The organism is Archangium primigenium, from assembly GCF_016904885.1.
Taxonomy (GTDB): domain Bacteria; phylum Myxococcota; class Myxococcia; order Myxococcales; family Myxococcaceae; genus Cystobacter; species Cystobacter primigenius.
In genome coordinates, this window is sequence record NZ_JADWYI010000001.1 from 1,461,516 (window position 1) to 1,480,220 (window position 18,705).

An 18,705-nucleotide genomic window follows, 5' to 3' on the forward strand; every position below is an offset into this window, starting at 1 on the left:
TTGGACGGCGCTCAGACCTCCGCGTCCAGCGCGTCCAGCCAGGGCGCGAGCTGACGCGCCAGGGACTCGGCATGGGGCGGCTTCACGAGCGTGGTGTGCTGCCCCGCGGCCTGCTCCACCGTGAGCCGCGTGCACAGCCGTGACCAACCCGCTTCCTTCTCCTGGCGCGTCATCTCCTCGCTGTGCGCGGCGAACAACCGCACCGGAGCGTCCAGGGGCTCCTCCGGCAGGTCCTCCATCCGCAGACCCGCGTGGAAGACCCGCACCCGGCCGCGCAGCAGCGCGAGCTCCATTCCCGGGGGAATCACCTTCAAGCGCTCCATGCCCTCGCGCAGCACCTGGAGCCGCTCCTCGTCCGAGTCGAGGTGCGCCAGTCGGGCGCGCTCGGCGCTCACGTCCCCGTCCATCTCGGCGCCGTGGAACTCCAACATCATGTCCATCACCTCGGCCTGGTCGCGAGGCGCGCGCGCCCGGGCATGCCGGTGGGCGATGGCGTCGAAGAGCGACAGGCTCACCTTCTCGCCTCGGGCGCGCAGTCGTCGCGCGAGGTGGAAGGCCACCCAACCGCCGAGCGAATGTCCACCGAGGTGGTAGGGCCCGTGGGGCCGGACGCGCAGCAGTTCGCGCTCGTAGCGCTCGGCCATGGCGTGCAGGCTCGTGTCGGGCGGGGTGTGGCTGTCGAGGCCCACGGCCTGCAGGGCATAGACGGGTCGCTCGGGGCCCAGGTGCCGGGCCAGCGCGTACAGGGAGAACACGTCCCCCCCCACACCGGGAACGCAGAAGAAGGGGGGCTGGGAGCCCCGCGGCTGCATGAGCACGAGCGGTGCCCAGGGCTCCGCCCCCTCGGAGGACGCGAGGAGGACGGCGAGTGCCGCGACGGTGGGATTCTGGAACAGGCCGCCGAGGGAGATGGGCTGGCCAAACACCTTCTTGAGCTGCGACAGCAGCCGCAGCGCGAGCAGGGAGTGGCCGCCCAGGGAAAAGAAGTCGTCGTGCACGCCCACCTCGGACACGCCGAGCACGTCGCACCAGACCCGCGCCACGGCGTGCTCCAGGGCGGTGCGGGGCGGGACGAAGTCGGCGTGGGAGAGGAAGGAGGGGGCGGGCAGGGCCGCGCGGTCCACCTTGCCGTGGGCCGTCAGGGGAAGGGCCTCCAGGGTGACCCAGGAGGAGGGCAGCATGTAGTCGGGCAAGCGGGAGGCGAGCGCCTGACGCAGGCTATGCAACCAGGACTGGGACTCGTGAGGAGCGGGGCCCGTGTGGGCCACGAGGTAGGCGGCGAGGCCGGGCTCCCCCCGGGCGTCGGAGCGCAGCAGGACACAGGCCTCGCGCACGCCGGGCAGCTCGCGCAGGGCCTGCTCCACCTCGCCCAGCTCGATGCGGAAGCCGCGCAGCTTCACCTGGTCATCGGTGCGGCCGAGGTAGTCGAGCTGGCCGTCCCCGCGCCAGCGGGCGAGGTCGCCGGTGCGATAGAGGCGGCCCTCCTCGAAGGGATTGGGGATGAAACGCTCGGCGGTGAGGTCGGGGCGGTGGAGGTAGCCGCGAGAGACGCCCACGCCTCCGAGGTACAGCTCGCCCGCGACGCCCAGGGGGACGGGTCGCAGGTGGCGGTCGAGCACGTAGGCCTGGGCGTTGGCGATGGGCCGGCCGATGGGCACGGGGTTCATGTCCGGCTCACACCGCGCGAAGGTCGCGTCGATGGAGGCCTCGGTGGGGCCGTAGATGTTGAAGAAGCGGCGACCGGGAGCCCACTGGCGCACCAGCTCGGCCGGGCACGCCTCGCCCGCGACGATGACCGTGCGGAGCATGGGCAGGTCATGCGTGGGGAGCGCGGCGAGGGACGAGGGCGTGAGCACGAGCGCGGAGATGCGCTGGCGCTGGAGGAAGTCGAGCAGGGGCTCGCCAGGGGCCAGGGCATCGCGGGAGCCCAGGCAGAGCGTGGCGCCCGCGGCGAAGGCCAGCCACACGTCGCCCGTGGCGGCGTCGAAGGAGATGGAGGCGAACTGCAGGACGCGGTCGGAGGGCTGGAGGCCCAGGTGGAGCAGCTGGGCGAGGGCGGTGTTGTGCAGGCCGCGGTGGGGGACGAGCACGCCCTTGGGCAGGCCGGTGGAGCCCGAGGTGTAGATGACGTAGGCGAGGTGGTCCGGGGAGACGTCGCAGGCGGGGGCGTGGGAGGGCAGGAGGGCGAGGGCGGAGCGCTCGGCGTCCAGGAGCAGGCAGCGCGCGGGGGGCAGCTGGAAGTGGGCGGAGAGGGAGGCCTGGGTGAGCACCAGGTGGGGCTGGGCGTCCTGGAGCAGGAAGTCCAGGCGGGCCTGGGGGGTGGAGGGCAACAGGGGCAGGTAGGCGCCGCCGGCCTTGTGGATGGCGAGCAGGGAGACGATGAGCTCGACGGAGCGCTCGAGCAGCACGGCGACGAGACGCTCGGGGCCGACGCCGCGCGAGCGCAGGGCGTGGGCGAGCTGGTTGGCGCGGGAGTCGAGCTCGCGGTAGGTGAGGGTGACGGAGTGGGGGCCGTCCTCGAAGCACAGGGCGGGGGCGTGGGGCGTGCGGGCCACCTGGGCCTCGAAGAGCTGGTGCACGCACTGCTCGGGCACGGGCGCGGCGCTGGCGTTGAAGTCCACCAGCATCTTCCGTCGCTCGGCGTCGGAGAGCAGGGACAACTGATCCACGGGGCAGTCGGGCCGCCGGGCCGCGTCGTCGAGCAGGGAGAGGAAGTGCTCCTTCATGCGCTCGAGGGTGGAGGCGTCGAACAGCGCGCTGTTGTAGACCCACGCACCTGACAGGCCCCCCGCTTGCTCCCACAGGTGCACCTCCAGGTCCGTGCGCACCTGCAACCGCCGTGGTGGCAGCGGCTGGTGCGCGAGCCCCGGCAGGTGCAGGGGGGCCTGGGGCGCGTTCTGCAGGGCGAGCACCACCTGGACGAGGGGGGTGAAGTCCTGGTGGCGCTCGGGGGCGAGCTCCTCCACGAGGCGCTCGAAGGGCAGCTCCTGGTGGGCGAAGGCCTCCTGTGTCGTGTGCTTCACCTGGGCCAGCAGCTCGCGGAAGGAAGGGTGGGCGGACAGGTCCGCGCGCAGGGCGAGGGTATTGACGAAGAAGCCGATGAGGGGCTCGAGCTCGGCGCGGGTGCGGCCCGCGATGGGCGAGCCCACCACCACGTCCCGCTGGCCGCTCCAGCGTGACATCAACACCTGGAAGGCCGTCAGCAGCGTCATGAAGAGCGTGGCCCCCGCCTGCTGGCCCACGGCGCGTACGGCGCTCACCAGCGCGGGTGGGACCTCGAAGTGCAGCACCCCGGCCTCGAAGGTCAGGACCCCGGGGCGGGGGCGGTCGATGGGCAGTTGCAGCAGGGGCGGGGCGCCGGCCAACCGCCGCTTCCAGTAGTCCACCTGTCGCTCCAGCCGCTCGCCCCGCAGCCACTCGCGCTGCCAGACGGCGAAGTCGGCGTACTGAAGGGGTAGCTCGGGCAGCGGCGAGGCGTGACCCTGGTGGAACGCGGCGTAGAGCGCCCCCAGCTCGCGCTGCAACACGCCCATGGACCAGCCATCGGAGGCGATGTGGTGCAGGCACAGCAGCAGCACGTGCGCGTGTTCGTCCACCCGCACGAGCAAGGCGCGCAGCATGTAATCCCGCGTGAGGTCGAAGGGCCGCTGGCTGTCCTCGAGCGCGAGGCGCAGCACCTCGTCCTCACGCTGCCCAAGCGGCAGGTCGCGCACGTCCACATGCGAGAGCGCGAAGCCCGAGGCGGGCAGGAGGTGCTGGGAGGCCTCGCCGTCCTGCTCCTGGATGATCGTGCGCAGGCTCTCGTGGCGACGCACCAGCTCCGCCAGGGCGGACTGGAGGGCCGAGGCGTCCAGCGCGCCCGTCAGGCGCTGGGCCAGGGGCATGTTGTAGGCGGAACCCGCGCCGAGCTGGTCGAGGAACCACAGGCGCTGCTGGGCGAAGGACAGGGGAAGCGGGCCGGTGCGCTCGGCGCGGGCGATGGTCTGCAAACCGGCGTCCAGGGCGTCCGTGTCTCCCGCCAGGGCTTGGAGCCGCTCCGCGAAGGAGGCCAGGGTGCGCGTCTCGAAGAGCAGGCGCAGGGGCACCTCCTGGCCCAACTGTTGGCCCATGTGCGCCGCCACCCGGGTGGCCAGCAGGGAGTGGCCGCCCAGGGTGAAGAAGTCGTCGTGCACGCTCACCTGAGGCAGGTCCAACACCTGCTGCCACAGGGTGGACACGGTGTGCTCCAGGGCGGTGCGGGGAGGGACGAAGTCGGCGTGGGAGAGGAAGGAAGGGGCGGGCAGGGCCGAGCGGTCCACCTTGCCGTGGGCCGTCAGGGGAAGGGCCTCCAGGGTGACCCAGGAGGAGGGCAGCATGTAGTCGGGCAGACGGGAGGCGAGGGCCTGACGCAGGCCGTGCAACCAGGACTGAAGCTCGTGGGGTGGCGGGTCCGCGTGGGCCACGAGGTAGGCGGCGAGGCCGGGCTCCCCCCGGGCGTCGGAGCGCAGCAGGACACAGGCCTCGCGCACGCCGGGCAGCTCGCGCAGGGCCTGCTCCACCTCGCCCAGCTCGATGCGGAAGCCGCGCAGCTTCACCTGGTCATCGGCGCGGCCGAGGTAGTCGAGCTGGCCGTCCCCGCGCCAGCGGGCGAGGTCGCCGGTGCGATAGAGGCGGCCCTCCTCGAAGGGATTGGGGATGAAACGCTCGGCGGTGAGGTCGGGGCGGTGGAGGTAGCCGCGAGAGACGCCCACGCCTCCGAGGTACAGCTCGCCCGCGACGCCCAGGGGGACGGGTCGCAGGTGGCGGTCGAGCACGTAGGCCCGGGTGTTGGCGAGGGGTCGGCCGATGGCGGGCGGCTGCGGCGAGGGATCGCAGCGGGCCAGGGTGGAGCTGATGGTGACTTCCGTGGGGCCGTAGATGTTGAAGAAGCGGCGGTCGGGAGCCCACTGGCGCACCAGCTCGGCCGGGCACGCCTCGCCCCCGACGATGAGCGTGCGCAGGGCGGGCAGGGCCTGTGCGGGGAGCGCGGCGAGGGACGAGGGCGTGAGCGCGAGCGCGGAGATGCGCTGGCGCTGGAGGAAGTCGAGCAGGGGCTCGCCAGGGGCCAGGGCGTCGCGCGAGCCCAGGCAGAGCGTGGCCCCGGCGGCGAAGGCCAGCCACACGTCGCCCGTGGCGGCGTCGAAGGAGATGGAGGCGAACTGCAGGACGCGGTCGGAGGGCTGGAGGCCCAGGTGGAGCAGCTGGGCGAGGGCGGTGTTGTGCAGGCCGCGATGGGGGACGAGCACGCCCTTGGGCAGGCCGGTGGAGCCCGAGGTGTAGATGACGTAGGCGAGGTGGTCCGGGGAGACGTCGCAGGCGGGGGCGTGGGAGGGCAGGAGGGCGAGGGCGGAGCGCTCGGCGTCCAGGAGCAGGCAGCGCGCGGGGGGCAGCTGGAAGTGGGCGGAGAGGGAGGACTGGGTGAGCAGCAGGTGGGGCTGGGCGTCCTGGAGCAGGAAGTCCAGGCGGGCCCGGGGGGTGGAGGGCAGCAGGGGCAGGTAGGCGCCGCCGGCCTTGTGGATGGCGAGCAGGGAGACGATGAGCTCGACGGAGCGCTCGAGCAGCACGGCGACGAGACGCTCGGGGCCGACGCCGCGCGAGCGCAGGGCGTGGGCGAGCTGGTTGGCGCGGGAGTCGAGCTCGCGGTAGGTGAGGGTGACGGAGTGGGGGCCGTCCTCGAAGCACAGGGCGGGGGCGTGGGGCGTGCGGGCCACCTGGGCCTCGAAGAGCTGGTGCACGCACTGCTCGGGCACGGGCATGGCGCTGGCGTTGAAGTCCCCCAACAGCCTCTGTCGCTCGGCGTCCGTCATGAGCCGCAGCTCCCGGAGGGGCACCTCGGGACGTTCCAGCGCGTCTTCCAGCAGGCACTGGAAACCCTGCCTCAGCCGCGTGAGATCCTCCGCGTGAAAGGACGGGCCCGCGACGAAGGCGACCCGTACGGCGCCCTCGGCATGAATGTCCTCCATGTAGACGGTGAGGCCCGCGCTCTCATGCGGCTGCACCACGTAGTGGAACCGGGCCCGGGCTTCCCCCAGGAGCACGTCGCTCGCGCCTCCCACGTACGACACGAAGACATCGGCCAGCTGCGAGCGACCCGTCTGGGTCACCTTCACCTGCCGGTTGATCTCGCTGTGGGGAAAGCGCCGATGCGGGGCGCCTCGTGTGCTGTCCTCCCGGATGGCGCGGAGCAACTGGGAGAAGGACAGCCGCGTGCCGAAGCGGTACCAGGCCACGATGGTGTTGCTGCACATGCCCACCGTGCGCGAGGCCCGCTCACCGAACCGGTTGCGTGTCGCCAGTCCCAGCGCCAGGTCGTCACGTTGACCCGTCCTCGTGAAATAGCCATACAGCACGCCCATGAGGACATGCGCGGCGGTGACGTCATGCCGCCGAGCGAAGGACGCCAGGCGGGTGATGAACTCCCGGCTCAACAGCAGCTCGACGGTCCGCTGGGCGTCCTGGGCGAGTGCTCCACCGGAGACGGGTTGGGCGAGGGGCTCGGGGATCGACGAGAAGTACTCGCGCCAGTAGGCCGCGTCGCGCGCATGGTCCTCGGAGCTTTCGTAGGCCCGCTGCGCGGCGACGATGTCCAGATAGGAGGGCTCGGATTCCGGGGCGAGGGCGTGACCCGCGCGCAGCGTGTTGTAGGCCTGGGCCAACCGCTGGAGGACGAGGGCGATGGAAAACCCGTCCACGATCAGGTGGTGGAACCGCGCGAGCAGGTAATGGCGCTCGGGCGCGACCTTCAGGAGGGCGAAGCGGAACAGGCTTCGCGAATACAAGGGCATGGGCTCGGCCATGCGTGCGTCCATCCACGCCAGCGCGCGCTGCTCCGCGCCGTCTTCTCCCGAGAAGTCCAGCCGTGCCAGGGCGGGGTCGCACCGCGCGGCGACATACTGGCGGGCCAGGGGCTCGGCCTCGACGAGCTCCAACCGGAGCGCCTCGTTCGTCTGGAGCACATGTTCCAGCGCCCGCTCGAGGAGCTCCACCTCCAAGGCCCCCTCGATATGGAGATGCCCCCCGGCGTTGTAGAGCGGCGAGTCGGGGTGCAGGGCCTGGTCGAGCCACATCTCGCGCTGCTGCGTCGAGAGGGGAAAGGTCACGGCACTTTCAGGAGGCGATTGACGCGGAGGCAGAAGACTCATGGAGCGCGCCGACTCTAGTGCCTCCCTGGCCTTGGGGCCCGGGCTTACCGCCAGAAACCCACGGAGACGCCGAAGTTGGAGTAGCGCCGCGCGACGTCGAAGGAGGCCGTCAGGGCCCAGTCGTCGAGGTAGCGGAAGAGGAACAGCTCGAAGCCGCCGGTGAGGTGGGGGCGCACGGGCCGGTCCGGGTAGGGCGAGGGCTCCAGGAAGGCCCCCAGGCGCGAGCGCAGCCGGTGCGGGAAGGACTCGTGCTCCACGCCCAGGCGCGGCTGGAGCATGGCGCGCGCGCCCACGAACTCCGGGCTCGAGAGCGACGTGAAGGAGTGCACCGACACCGCGTTCTCCACCGGGGAGATGAGGTCCACCTGCGTGCTGACGAGCCACCGGCCCGGAATCGCCTGGGGGTCGTCCTCGGTGGGCACCTCGGCGAAGTGCGCCCCCTCGAGCATCTGCCGACGCGTCGCGGGCGACAGCCGGTTGTACAGCTCCGCGCCCCGACCCAGCCGCCAGCTCACCCCCAGGGACACCGAGGAGGGCGACACCACGGCGGCGTAGATGCGCCGGCCCGCGATGGTGGCCGGCTGGCCCAGCGCGCGCTGCCAGTCACCCAGGAGCTCCGGCCGCACCGACAGGCCCAGCCGGTAGGGCCGACCATAGGGACGGTAGAGCACGTCCAGCGCCACGCCCGTGTTGCCGTAGAACCAGTTGCCCTCGGGCTTGTAGCTGAAGATGGCCTGCCCGCTGTAGATGCCGAAGCCGAGGATGAAGTCGTCGCGCCCCAGCGCGATGGCCCCCGCGAGCGAGGCGTGCAGCAGCGACACGCGGATGAGATCGTTCGGGTCGCACGCGGGCGTGTTGCAGTAGCCGATGCGGTAGTTGCGCAGCGAGAAGCCGAAGCCCACGTTGCGGTACTGCAGCGTGAACGAGCCGATGAGCTGCAGCGTCTCGGGCGCGTTGTCCGGCTGGCCGTCGTTGTCCAGGTCCTTGTCCTGCACCTTGGCCAGCGGCAGGTCCAACCAGGACAGCGTGACGCCCACGTCCCAGTCCTTGTCCAGCTGGGGCGAGCGGTGGGCGAGCGCCGCCAGGTTGCTCGCGAAGCCCACCACGCCCTCGGCGATGCCCACGTAGGCGCCCCCGAGCCCCACCACCCGGGAGGAGCCCATGAGCAGCCCCGAGTTGAGGTAGAGCCGCTCGGCACGCGTGGCCTCGGGCACCTCGTCCTGTGCCCGGGCGCCCGCGCCCGCGAGCAGCACCGCCGCCACGAGCAGGCCCGCGCGCATGTCAGCCCGCGGCTTCCACCTGGGCGAACAGCCGATCCGCCTCGGCGGCCAGGCCCGTGTCCCGTCCGGTCAGCCCGCCCGCGTCGTGCGTCACCAGCGCCAGCGTCACCTTGCGCCAGCGGATGTCGATGTCCGGGTGGTGGTCGGCCGTCTCGGCCGCCTGGCCCAGCCGGCGCACGAACTCGATGCCGCCCAGGAACGTGCGCGCCTCGTATGTGCGGCGCAGCATCCCGTCCGCGTGCTTCCACTGGGGGTGCCGCGCGAGGAAGTGCTGGAGCTCCTCGTCCGAGAGCTTCTTCAGGTCTTGTGTCATGGTGCCTCCGCTCGGGGTTGTGCTCGCGCCTTACGCGCGCTCCACCGCGCGCCGCCACTTGGTCAGGTGCCGCTCGCGCGCGTCCGCCTTCATCTTGGGCTTGAAGACCTTGCCCTTCTTCCACGCCTTCTTGATGGCGTCCGTGCTCGTCCACACCCCCGCGCCCAGGCCCGCGAGGAACGCCGCCCCCAGGCTCGTGGTCTGCAGGTTCTGCGGGCGCACCACCTCGGTGCCCAGCATGTCCGCCTGGAACTGCATCATCAGATCATTGGCCGACGCGCCCCCGTCCACCTTGAAGGACGGAATCTCCTGGCCGCTGTCGCGCCGCATCGTCTCCGCCAGGTCGTGGATCTGCATCGCCACGCCCTCGAGCGCCGCGCGCGCCAGGTGCGCCGCCGTGGTGGAGCGGTCGATGCCGCCGAACAGGCCGCGCGCCTCGGGCCGCCAGTGCGGCGCGCCCAGGCCCGCCAGCGCCGGCACGAACACCACGTCCCCGCTCTCCTTCACGCTCGCCGCCAGGGGCTCCACGTCCCCGGACTTCTTGATGACCTTGAGCCCGTCGCGCAGCCACTGCACCGCGGCGCCGGCGATGAAGGACGAGCCCTCCAGCGCGTACGTCGTCTCCTCGCCAATCTTCCACGCCACCGTGGTGAGCAGCCCCGACTTGGACGTCACCGGCGTCTTGCCCGTGTTCATCAGCAGGAAGGCGCCCGTGCCATAGGTGCACTTGGCCTCGCCCGGCGCGAAGCACGCCTGGCCGAAGAGCGCCGCCTGCTGGTCGCCCGCCATGCCGGTGATGGGAAGGCCATCCGGCAGCGAGCGCATGCCCTTCGTGGTGCCGTAGGTGTCCACCGAGGCGCGGATCTCCGGCAGGCACGCGGCGGGGATGTCGAGCAGCTCCCCCATGGCGCCGTCCCAGGCCTGCGTCTTCACGTCCATGAGCAGGGTGCGGCTGGCGTTGGTGACGTCCGTCACGTGCGACTGGCCCCCGGTCATCTTGTAGACGAGCCAGGTGTCCACGGTGCCAAAGCACGCCTCGCCCTTCTCCGCGCGCTTGCGCGCCCCCTTCACGTTGTCCAGGAGCCAGGCGAGCTTGGTGCCGGAGAAGTAGGGGTCCAGCACCAGGCCCGTCGTCTCGCGCACCCGGGCCTCCTCGCCCTTTTCACGCAGCTCGGCGCAGCGCCCGGAGGTGCGCCGGTCCTGCCACACGATGGCGTTCGCCAGGGGCTTGCCCCCCTCGCGCATCCACAGCCCTGTCGTCTCGCGCTGGTTGGTGATGCCCACCGCCGCCAGGTCCTTGCCCGCGAGCCCCGCCTGTTTGAGCGCCGTGCGGATGCAGGCCTCCACCGTGGTCCAGATCTCCTCCAGGTCGTGCTCCACCCAGGAAGGCTTGGGAAAGTGCTGGGTGAACTCCCGGTAGGCGTCGCCCACGACGCGGAGTTTGTCGTCCAGGATGGAGACGTGCGTTCCGGTGGTTCCCTGGTCTACTGCCAGCACGTACTTCGCCTTCGCCATGGGGTGACTCTCCTCGTCGGGGTGTGGGTGTGCGCGGGCGCACCATAGCCGAGCCGGGGCCCTTGGCACGCATGGCACGAGGCGCATAGGGTGGCGGGCCATGCCCTCGGTGAAGGAATTACGGGCGCGGGCCCGGGTGGACGTGGGGACGTTCCAGGCGGAGTACGGCCCCGTGGCCCTCATCCAACAGCCTCCCTCCCTCGTGTTCCAGAAGGTGGCCCAGCAGATGGGCCGCTCGCGGACCGTCTTCATGGCCCACCGCTCGCGGCTGGCCGACCGGCTCGTGTCCATGCTCCAGGGCTTCGAGCACTTGCAGGTGCTCTTCCTCCAGCCCTCCTCGGAGGGCCAGGTGTTCGCCGTGGGCCGCCTGGAGACGAGCTCGCTCGTGGTGCATGACCCGTCCGTGTCCAAGTTCCACGCGCTCTTGCGCTGGAGCGCCGCGGACAACACCTGCTACGTGCGCGACTCGGGCTCCATGAACGGCACCTACGTCAACACGGTGCAACTGGGGGAAGAGGAGCAGCAGTTGTGGGACGGGGACGGGCTGGCCTTCGGCGACGCCCAGTTCCTCTATGTCAGCACCCAGACACTCCACGCCCACCTGAACACGGCCGTGCCCACGTCGGTGCGCTGAGCCCGGGCGCCCGGATCGTCGACTTCCCGGCGTCCCGAGCGCCCCCGCGGGGGGCTGGACCTTGCGCCCCCGGGGGCGTGCCTACCTTGTGGCGCGTGCCACGCGAGGCACGCGACGGGGAGGCGGGCGTGAAGGGATTGATCTTCGAGGAACTCAACGGTGGCGCGAGCTGCCGCACCTATCTCATCGCCTGTGCGCGCACGCGCGAGGCCATCATCGTGGATCCGGTGCTGGAGCTGGTGCCCTCCTACCTCCAGCGGCTGGGGAGGGACCGGTTGCAGCTGCTCGCCGCGGTGGACACACACACGCACGCGGACCACCTGTCGGGCGGGCGGGAGCTGGCGCGCATGCTGGGCACCCTGTACGTGGGCGCCCCCATGGCGGCGGTGGAGCGCACCCTGCGCGATGGCGAGTACATGAACGTGGGCGACATCCACGTGAAGGTCTGGGCGAGCCCCGGCCACACGGCCGACGGCCTGGTGCTGCTCCTGGAGGACCGGGTGCTCACCGGGGACACGCTGCTCATCGGCGCCTCGGGCCGGACGGACCTGCCCTCGGGAGACCCCGAGGCCGCCTACGACAGCCTGGAGCGCCTGCTCACGCTGCCCTCGCACATGCTCGTGTACCCCGCGCATGACTACGGTGGGCGCACGTTCAGCACCATGGGCCACGAGCGCGTCACCAACCCGCGCCTGCGCATGGACCGCGCCGCCTTCGTGGAGCTGATGAGCCGGCCGCGCGCGGACAAGCCCGCGCGCCTGGAGGAGGCGCTCGCCTACAACTCCCGGCCGGGCGAGGCCCTCGAGACGCCCGCTCCCGAGGAAGCCCAGTTCCTCATCTGAGGGCGCACCGCCTCGCGCGACGTGCCTCAGTGGGGTTGAAGCACATCGCTCAGCAACAGCGCGCGGGGCAGGAATGGGAGGGTCTGGCTCACCTTCCGTCCGTGATGCAACCCCAGGTTGCTCAATGCGATCAGGTGATCACAGAAATGCTCCTCGGGTGTGTCGGCGTTCTCTCCTCGCGCGAGGAGCCGGTGGAACTCCGCCTGTTGGCGCAGGCCCTCCTGGAGGGTCGCGTCATTGGCTTCCATGATTCCCGAGAGCGCGAGCATCAAGGTGTAGTAGTTGCGCGCATACCCTTTCTTGGGAGCGCCGCCCTTGTGCTTTTGCAGCCCCTTTTCCAGCCAGCGTTTCGCCGGGTCCGTGCGTGACAGGATCAGGTGTTGAAGTCCACGGGTGTAGCACTTCTGCTCCAGGGGCGTTGATGGGTCGCTGGGCTCGGCGGGGACAAGGCGGGCCAGCCGCTGGGCCAGCTCGAACTCCCCCGCGATCAATGCGGCGTTCATGCCATCGATGGCGGTCGTGTCCGTGACGGTGGTCGGATCCGCTTGGTTCCCCAGGAAATAGGGGGAGGTGGGCGCGTAGGACATCTGAAAGAGTCGCTCGATCCCCCGGGCCGCGTCCTGGAAGGTCTCACGGACCTGGGCGGGTGACGCGTTGGCGAGCGACAAGGCCCGTCCGTGGAACATCGTCCATTCGCTCCAGCCCTCCCAGGTCGCCTGGGAGGCCGTTCCCGCCTCCAGGAGTGGCTGACGGAGCGCGATGCGCTCCCGGGCGAGCCCGACCCAGGCCTCCACCGTGTGGGCGTCGAGGGATTTCATGGGCCGTGCCGCTCCTTGAAGAGTTGGGTGAGTGCGGGGAGATCGTCGAGGACAAAGTCGTGCGCGCCCGCGGCGCTCGTCTTCTGGATGTCGCCGAAGCCATTCCGCTCGATCACCCAGACCTGTCCCGTCGTGACATTGAGGTGTGTGGAGATCAGGCGCTTCCTCCCCTCGAGCACATCAATGGCTCCATACAGCGCCATCTCCCCTTGGGTATAGGCGCCACCCTGTCGCGTCGAGGGTTGATTCACCTTGTGCCTCTTGCCGAGCATCTTCTTCGCCAACTTCTTGTTGGCCTTCCAGGAAAGTTGTCGAGAGCCATCCACGTGCGTATTGAGGGATTTGGAATCCATCGTGGTGGCCTTGGCCTCTAGGCCGACGAGCTGGCGCTCACTGTCCAGGCCAATCCTCTCCCCAAGTGGAAGTGCCTCGACCCCCATGGAGTCGAGTCCATGATACCGGGAGATGAAGCGGGGATCGGACTGGATTCCGAGTCGTTTCATGGTGACTTCCAAGGCGAGTTCGCCCAGGGACTCCGTCGTCTGATGGCTGCGCTTCATGATCTGCTGGATGATGGTGTCCGCCTCCTCTCCGAGCGCGGCCCTCCAGGAGACGCGTGAACCCTTGAGCGCTTGGTTCGTGCCCGCGGCGGCCTTGGCGGGGGGCTCCCTGGTGGGAGGGCATCGTCGCCCCGGGGCTTAATCCTCTCCTTGAGTTGGGGAAGCGTGAGCCGCTCCTCGCGCCTGAGCTGCGTGATGAACCCGTCCACCTGCTCATCGGTGAGGCCGAGCGCCTTGCCGTGCTGGACGAGCTCCTCCAGGAGCTTCTGGTCTTGTTCGAACAACGACTTGAGGCGTGTCAGCTCCTCCGGTGACAGTCTGCTCAGGTCGGCGAGGATGTTCAGCGCCTTCAGCTCGAGCAGGAAGTGCTCGAAGGCCAGCACGCCTCGCCGGGCCAGATGGTAGATCACGACCAGGAGTCCTCCCGTCTGTTCGGCACCGAGGAGGCTGATCCGGAGCTGACCCTGGGGCGCGAGGAGCCGTTTGACGGCGGCCCGGTAGCGCAACTCCGCTTCGGCGGCCTTGAGGACGTTCGCACGGACCTTATCGCCGAACCGGGACAGTGTTTGGAGGCTTGTCTTGAAATCGGCGAGGTTGCTCGTTCGGTTGAACTTCCCGGCAGCCGTGGCCAGTCCCTTGACGGCGGAGGCGGTTGCAGCCAGGTCAAGACCCAACCCGAGAATCGCGGCGATGACCCACCCGAGCGATGGATCGTCCGACAGGAGTTGCGCGCCATACTGGGCGGACTCCACCTCGTACTGTCGGAACTCCTCCAGCGCCGCGTAGGTGCTGAGCCCCAGGCTAACCGTCGCGGCGACGACGGCGACAGTGCCCTGGCCAAACGTGAACAGCCCCACCACCAGCGCGAGCGCTGCGAGGAGCAGGTTGGAAGCCAACCGCCGGGCGCTGATCTCCGCGGTGCGATCCAGGAGGATGAGGTCGTAGATGCTGCCGGTCGGGATGTCCTGGACGCTCCGTGAAACCTGGAGGAGCTTGTCCAGGGCGAAGACGCACTCGGGATGTTGGAGGAGTTCGGCCCATGCGGTCCGGATGTCGCTGCGACGGGACTGGATGTAGCTCCGCATCAGGTGCCGGACCGTGCCTGGAGAAGACGCCGACAGCTCTTCCCGGCCGAAGTCACTCTGGGCGAGCAAGGGATGGTTCTTGGCGACCTGGTTGATGGCGGAGTTTCCTAGGGCCCGGTATTCCGCTTCCTTCTGTCGTGCTTCCTGCTTCCGCTCCCAGTCGCCAGGCATGTACCGATGAAGTTCCGGGTCGGTTTGAATGCTCTGCGCCACGATCTTGTTCTCTCTGGCGTGTTCGTAGTTCTTCCGTGCGCCGGTGGCTCCGAGCTCCCGGTGCAACTGGGTGATCTGGGCGCTGTCCTGGTACTTCTGGTCCTCGAGGTGAAGGAGTTGGTCGTACTTGAACATCATCTCCATGGCGATGGCGACCGTCTCCTCCTGGAAGGCTGCGGCATACGCTTGAATCGTGCTCTCGAAATCCTCAATGGCGGCGAAGCCGTACCTTCGCAGCAGGACGAGCAATTCATCCCGCGCGGCGGTGAGGCGCTTCAGGATGAACTCATGGTTCGGATCGCGAACGCCGAACTCGTCTCGGGAAGGGATCGACGCGAGCGAGCCCTTCAACGACAGATAGAACTTGTATTTGCGGTATACAGGCTCGAGGCCGTAGAGCCGGGTCTTGAGCCGCTCCCGGAGAATGGCGTCGCGCTTTCTCTGCTCTGGAGTGACTGGGGTCAGTGTCGACCAGGGCGAAGAGGAGGTCGGGGCGCCTCCGTGCTTCGCGCTGGACGTCCCCGAGGAAGTGCCGGACTTCGTGCCTGGAGTGGAGTCTCCGCCCGAAAAACCCTTGAGGTGATTGTACGTCTCTTGCGCGAGGGTGAGGTCCACGGTTCCCGTCCCCGGGTTTTTGGCCTCCGCCAACTCCGACACTCGACCGCTTTGGATGAGTGCGAGTGCTTGCGCCCGTGTCCGGTGGCCCATCGTCATGGCGAGCCATACCCGAAGCTCCAGCCCCTGGAGACCCACGGGGACGCCATGGACGCTCGTTCCCACCACGGCGACGACCGGCAAGTGGATTTTGTTCTCGAGGACGACCAACCGGCCGGTTTCAAAGGCGCGCCGGAAGGCGTGCTTCACCTGTTCCGGAGTCGCCGCTCGGGAGGAGGTCGCGCTCTGTCCGACGAGGAACCGGTAGATGCGATGGATGTTCGGATGGGTCGACTGGCTCCATTCGTCCAGACGCATCATGACGGACGAGAGCGGCACGGCCACACGATTGCTCCGTGCTGATGGGTCGCTGCCTTGGACGACAAGATAGGAGACGTGACCTCCAGGCAGACTCCAGCGCTCAGGCATTGATTCTCCCCCGCCAGCGGTTTCTTGCGAAACCAGCCTAGCAGAACACCTGCCGTGAGCGGTGGGTTGGGGTTGGGGCGGGTGCCAGGCAGGTGGAGTGTTCCTGGCACTCTTCCCGGAGGCTCAGGGCGTCTGGATGATGCGCGCCTTGATGCGATCGCTGTTCGTGGTCGCGGAGAGGTCCGCGCTCCGGTAGACCAGGAGCGAGCTCTGTCCGCCCATGGAGACCAGCGCGGGCTCTCGCTCCCCGCGCGACTCGGTCGTGAGTGCGAAGCTCTGCGCGTCCAGCAGCGTGCCGGTGTCGCTCACCCGGATCCCGTAGATGTCGTGCAGGTACAGGCCCGTGCGGTGGTCCTCCCAGGCGACCAGGAAGCTGTCCCCGTCATGCGTCACGGTGGGGCTGTACTTGTAGTCCTGGGAGGTGGGCACCGGGACGGTGGCGATGGCGATGCTGCTCGGGTCGACCACCGTGCCCGTGCTGTCCACCCGGGCGCCGTGGATCGAGAACCGGCCCGCGCGGCTGTCCTCCCACACCACCAGGAAGTGCAGCCCGTTGTGGGTGAGGGCGGGGTGCGACTGGACGCCTGGGGCGGTGCTGATGGCGATGCCACTCGGGTCGAGCACCGTGCCCGTGCCGCTCACCCGCGCCCCATAGATGTCGTTGTTCACGGCGCTGTTGCTGACGGTGTTGCGGTCGTCCTGCCAGACGACCAGGAAGTTGGTGCCGTTGTGGGCGACCTTGGGGAAGCGCTTGTAGCCCGTCCCGGTGGCGATGGCGATGCCGCCCGTGTCGAGCACCGTGCCCGCGCCACTCACGCGCGTGCCGTAGGTGTCGTAGTCGATGGCCGAGTTGCGGCCATCCTCCCAGACGACCAGGAAGTTGCTGCCGTCGTGCGCCACCGCGGGGCGCCCCAGGTGCCCGCTCTGGGTGAAGAGGTCGATGGGCGTGGTGTCCACCACGCTGCCCGTGGAGCCCACCCGCGCGCCCCGGATGCCATAGGACAGGCCGTAGGACTCCTGCCAGACGACCAGGAAGTTCGTGCCGTCGTGCGCCACGGAGGGGAACATGGCGTAGACGTTGCTGGCGGCCGAGAGGCGCAGACCGCTCGGATCGAGCACCGTGCCCGTCTCGCTCACCCGGGTCGCGTAGATGTCCGAGCCGGTGTGGCGGTCATCCGTCCAGGCGACCAGGAAGTTCCTCCCATCGTGCGCCACCACGGGGGTCTCCTGCATGTTGCTGGACCGGGAGATGAGCAGGGCGGGCGTGTCCAGCGGCGCACCCAGCCCGGTCACCCGCGTGGCCACGATCTTGGCGTTGGCGTGTCCCGCGGAGAAGGTGCTCCAGGCCGCCAGGAGGTTCGTCCCATCGCTGGCCAGCGTGACCTCGAAGTAGAAGTGGGAGTAGGAAGCGATGAGCAGGTCGCTGGAGTTGAGCACGGTGCCCGTGTTGCTCAACCGGGCACCGTAGACCTTGTAGGCCGGGTGGTCCTGCCACACCACCACGCTGTCCGTGCCCGCGCGGGCCACGCGGGGCCGACGCTGGTTGTTGCCGTTGACGCTGATGGGAATGCCGCTGGGGTTGCGCACCACGCCCGTGGCGCTCACCCGCGCGCCGTAGATGTCGGCGTTGCCGCCGCGCGAGTCCTCCCAGACCACCACGAAGTCCGAGCCGTTGTAGGCCACCGAGGGACGCTCCTGCGCCCCGGCGGCCACGGAGATGAGGATGCCGTTGGCGTTGAGCACCGTGCCCGCGCCGTTCACCCGCGCGCCGTAGATGTCGAAAACGCCGGTGCGCGCGTCCTGCCAGACGACCAGGAAGTTCGTGCCGTTGTGGGCCACCGCGGGGGCCATCTGATCGTTGACGGCGGTGGAGATGGGAATGCCCGAGGGGTCCAGCACCGTGCCCGCGCCGTTGACCCGCGCGCCATAGATGTCCTGGCTGCTGTTGCGCGTGTCCTGCCAGACGACGAGGAAGTTCGTGCCATCATGGGCGAGGGCCGGCGCGGAGCCGACGTGGGCGGTGGTGGAGAGGTCGATACCCGCGGGGTCGAGCACCATGCCGGCGCTGCTCACCCGGGTGCCACGCAGCGTGGCCGTGCCTTGAAACAAGTGCGTCCAGACGACGAGGAAGTTCGTCCCGTCGTGGGCCACGGCGGGAAGGTCACTGTCGCTGGGGGCGCCGGAGAGCAGCACGCCCACCGGGTCCAGCAGGGTCCCGGCGCTGTTCACCCGCGCGCCGTAGATGTCGTTCGCCGAATGGCGGCCGTCCCGCCAGACGACGAAGTAGTTCGTGCCATCATGGGCGATGGCGGGACTGGACTGGTAGCGCCCCGCGAATCCCGTGACCGGCGTGTCCATGCCGAACTCGGGCGAGACGATGGGGTCGAGCACCGCGGGATAGGCGGAGGCCTCCACCACGGCCGCGGGGACGCGCAGCACGATGGCATCCCCCTCGAAGCGGGCGGGCACGGGGGTGCGCTCACCGCGCGCGTCCACCCAGGTGCCATGGCCATAGCGCACGCCCAGGCCGGTGGCGCCCTCGGCGAAGTGCAGGCCGCCGTCCGTCTCGCCCAGGAAGCGCCCACCCTCCACGGGGACGCGGACCTCGAGCGCGTCCGTGCCCACGGGCCGCCGCTCGAAGCGCCAGCTCTGCTCGACGCCATCCGCGCCGTTGTGCAGGTGCTCCACCACCTCGCCGCGCGGGATGCGCAGCGCGCCCGACTCCTCCACGATGCCCTGGCTGGCGAGCCCCGAGAGCACCGTGCCGCCCCGGCTCACCCGCGCCGCGCCCAGGTGCACGGGCGCTCCCTCCACGGGGGCCGACCGGGCCGCGCGCGGGCGCTCCGCCTGCTCGGGTGATGACGTCGGGTGGTGGTAGGGCGTGAAGCTCAGGCCGAGCGCGTCCGCGCGGACCGCGTAGGTGTCATGGCTGGCCCGCCAGGCCGAGCCCTCGGCGCGGAAGGCGAAGTGCACCCGGTCCATGAGCGCCTGCACGTCGAAGGGGACTTGCGGCGCGCCGGCCTCCACGGGCGCGGCGGGCGGCGGGGGCGTGTCATGCCCACAGCCCGAGAGAACACAGGCCACGAGCATGCTCGCGGCCCAACCCATGTATGTCTTGAAACCCATCGTCATGATGTCTTGTCCGCCGGGAACGGGTCCGTCCACCACGGCCCGGAACACCCTGGCCCGGAACGGACACCCT

The 18,705-nt window shown here is 69.8% G+C and carries 10 protein-coding genes; 2 read left to right on the plus strand and 8 right to left on the minus strand.

Annotation, left to right across the window (positions count from 1 at the left end; genetic code table 11):
- Nucleotides 1–11 precede the first annotated feature (11 nt).
- From I3V78_RS06370 to glpK, 4 genes are all read right to left on the minus strand, one after another.
- Nucleotides 12–7,118 (minus strand): amino acid adenylation domain-containing protein, encoded by a 7,107-nt coding sequence (locus I3V78_RS06370; RefSeq protein WP_204485421.1) that lies wholly within the window; start codon nt 7,116–7,118, stop codon nt 12–14.
- An 86-nt stretch (nt 7,119–7,204) separates the two neighbouring features.
- Nucleotides 7,205–8,440, minus strand: coding sequence for a hypothetical protein (locus I3V78_RS06375; protein ID WP_204485422.1), 1,236 nt, complete (start codon nt 8,438–8,440; stop codon nt 7,205–7,207).
- 1 nt (nt 8,441) lies between these two features.
- Nucleotides 8,442–8,753 (minus strand): 4a-hydroxytetrahydrobiopterin dehydratase, encoded by a 312-nt coding sequence (locus tag I3V78_RS06380; protein ID WP_204485423.1) that lies wholly within the window; start codon nt 8,751–8,753, stop codon nt 8,442–8,444.
- 30 nt (nt 8,754–8,783) lie between these two features.
- Nucleotides 8,784–10,268 carry a glycerol kinase GlpK gene (gene glpK / locus I3V78_RS06385; protein ID WP_204485424.1) on the minus strand — a complete coding sequence of 495 codons (1,485 nt, stop codon included), beginning with the start codon at nt 10,266–10,268 and terminating at the stop codon, nt 8,784–8,786.
- Nucleotides 10,269–10,368: 100 nt separating this feature from the next.
- Between glpK and I3V78_RS06390 the strand changes: the two genes are divergently transcribed.
- Nucleotides 10,369–10,902, plus strand: coding sequence for an FHA domain-containing protein (locus I3V78_RS06390; RefSeq protein ID WP_204485425.1), 534 nt, complete (start codon nt 10,369–10,371; stop codon nt 10,900–10,902).
- Nucleotides 10,903–11,030: 128 nt separating this feature from the next.
- Nucleotides 11,031–11,744, plus strand: coding sequence for an MBL fold metallo-hydrolase (locus I3V78_RS06395; RefSeq protein WP_204485426.1), 714 nt, complete (start codon nt 11,031–11,033; stop codon nt 11,742–11,744).
- Between the two features lie 26 nt (nt 11,745–11,770).
- Here I3V78_RS06395 and I3V78_RS06400 read toward each other — a convergent pair whose 3' ends face one another.
- The 4 genes from I3V78_RS06400 to I3V78_RS06415 form a co-directional block, all read right to left on the minus strand.
- On the minus strand, nt 11,771–12,562 hold the full coding sequence (locus tag I3V78_RS06400) for a hypothetical protein (protein ID WP_204485427.1): 792 nt from the start codon (nt 12,560–12,562) through the stop codon (nt 11,771–11,773).
- On the minus strand, nt 12,559–13,122 hold the full coding sequence (locus I3V78_RS06405) for a hypothetical protein (RefSeq protein WP_204485428.1): 564 nt from the start codon (nt 13,120–13,122) through the stop codon (nt 12,559–12,561). Before I3V78_RS06405 ends, I3V78_RS06400 begins: the two co-directional genes overlap by 4 nt.
- The gene (locus tag I3V78_RS06410) at nt 13,119–15,419 is read right to left on the minus strand and encodes a hypothetical protein (protein ID WP_204485429.1); all 2,301 of its coding nucleotides are present in this window, start codon (nt 15,417–15,419) and stop codon (nt 13,119–13,121) included. Before I3V78_RS06410 ends, I3V78_RS06405 begins: the two co-directional genes overlap by 4 nt.
- A gap of 207 nt (nt 15,420–15,626) precedes the next feature.
- Nucleotides 15,627–18,629, minus strand: a complete 3,003-nt coding sequence (locus tag I3V78_RS06415; protein ID WP_204485430.1) for a hypothetical protein — start codon at nt 18,627–18,629, stop codon at nt 15,627–15,629.
- Between the last annotated feature and the right edge of the window lie 76 nt (nt 18,630–18,705).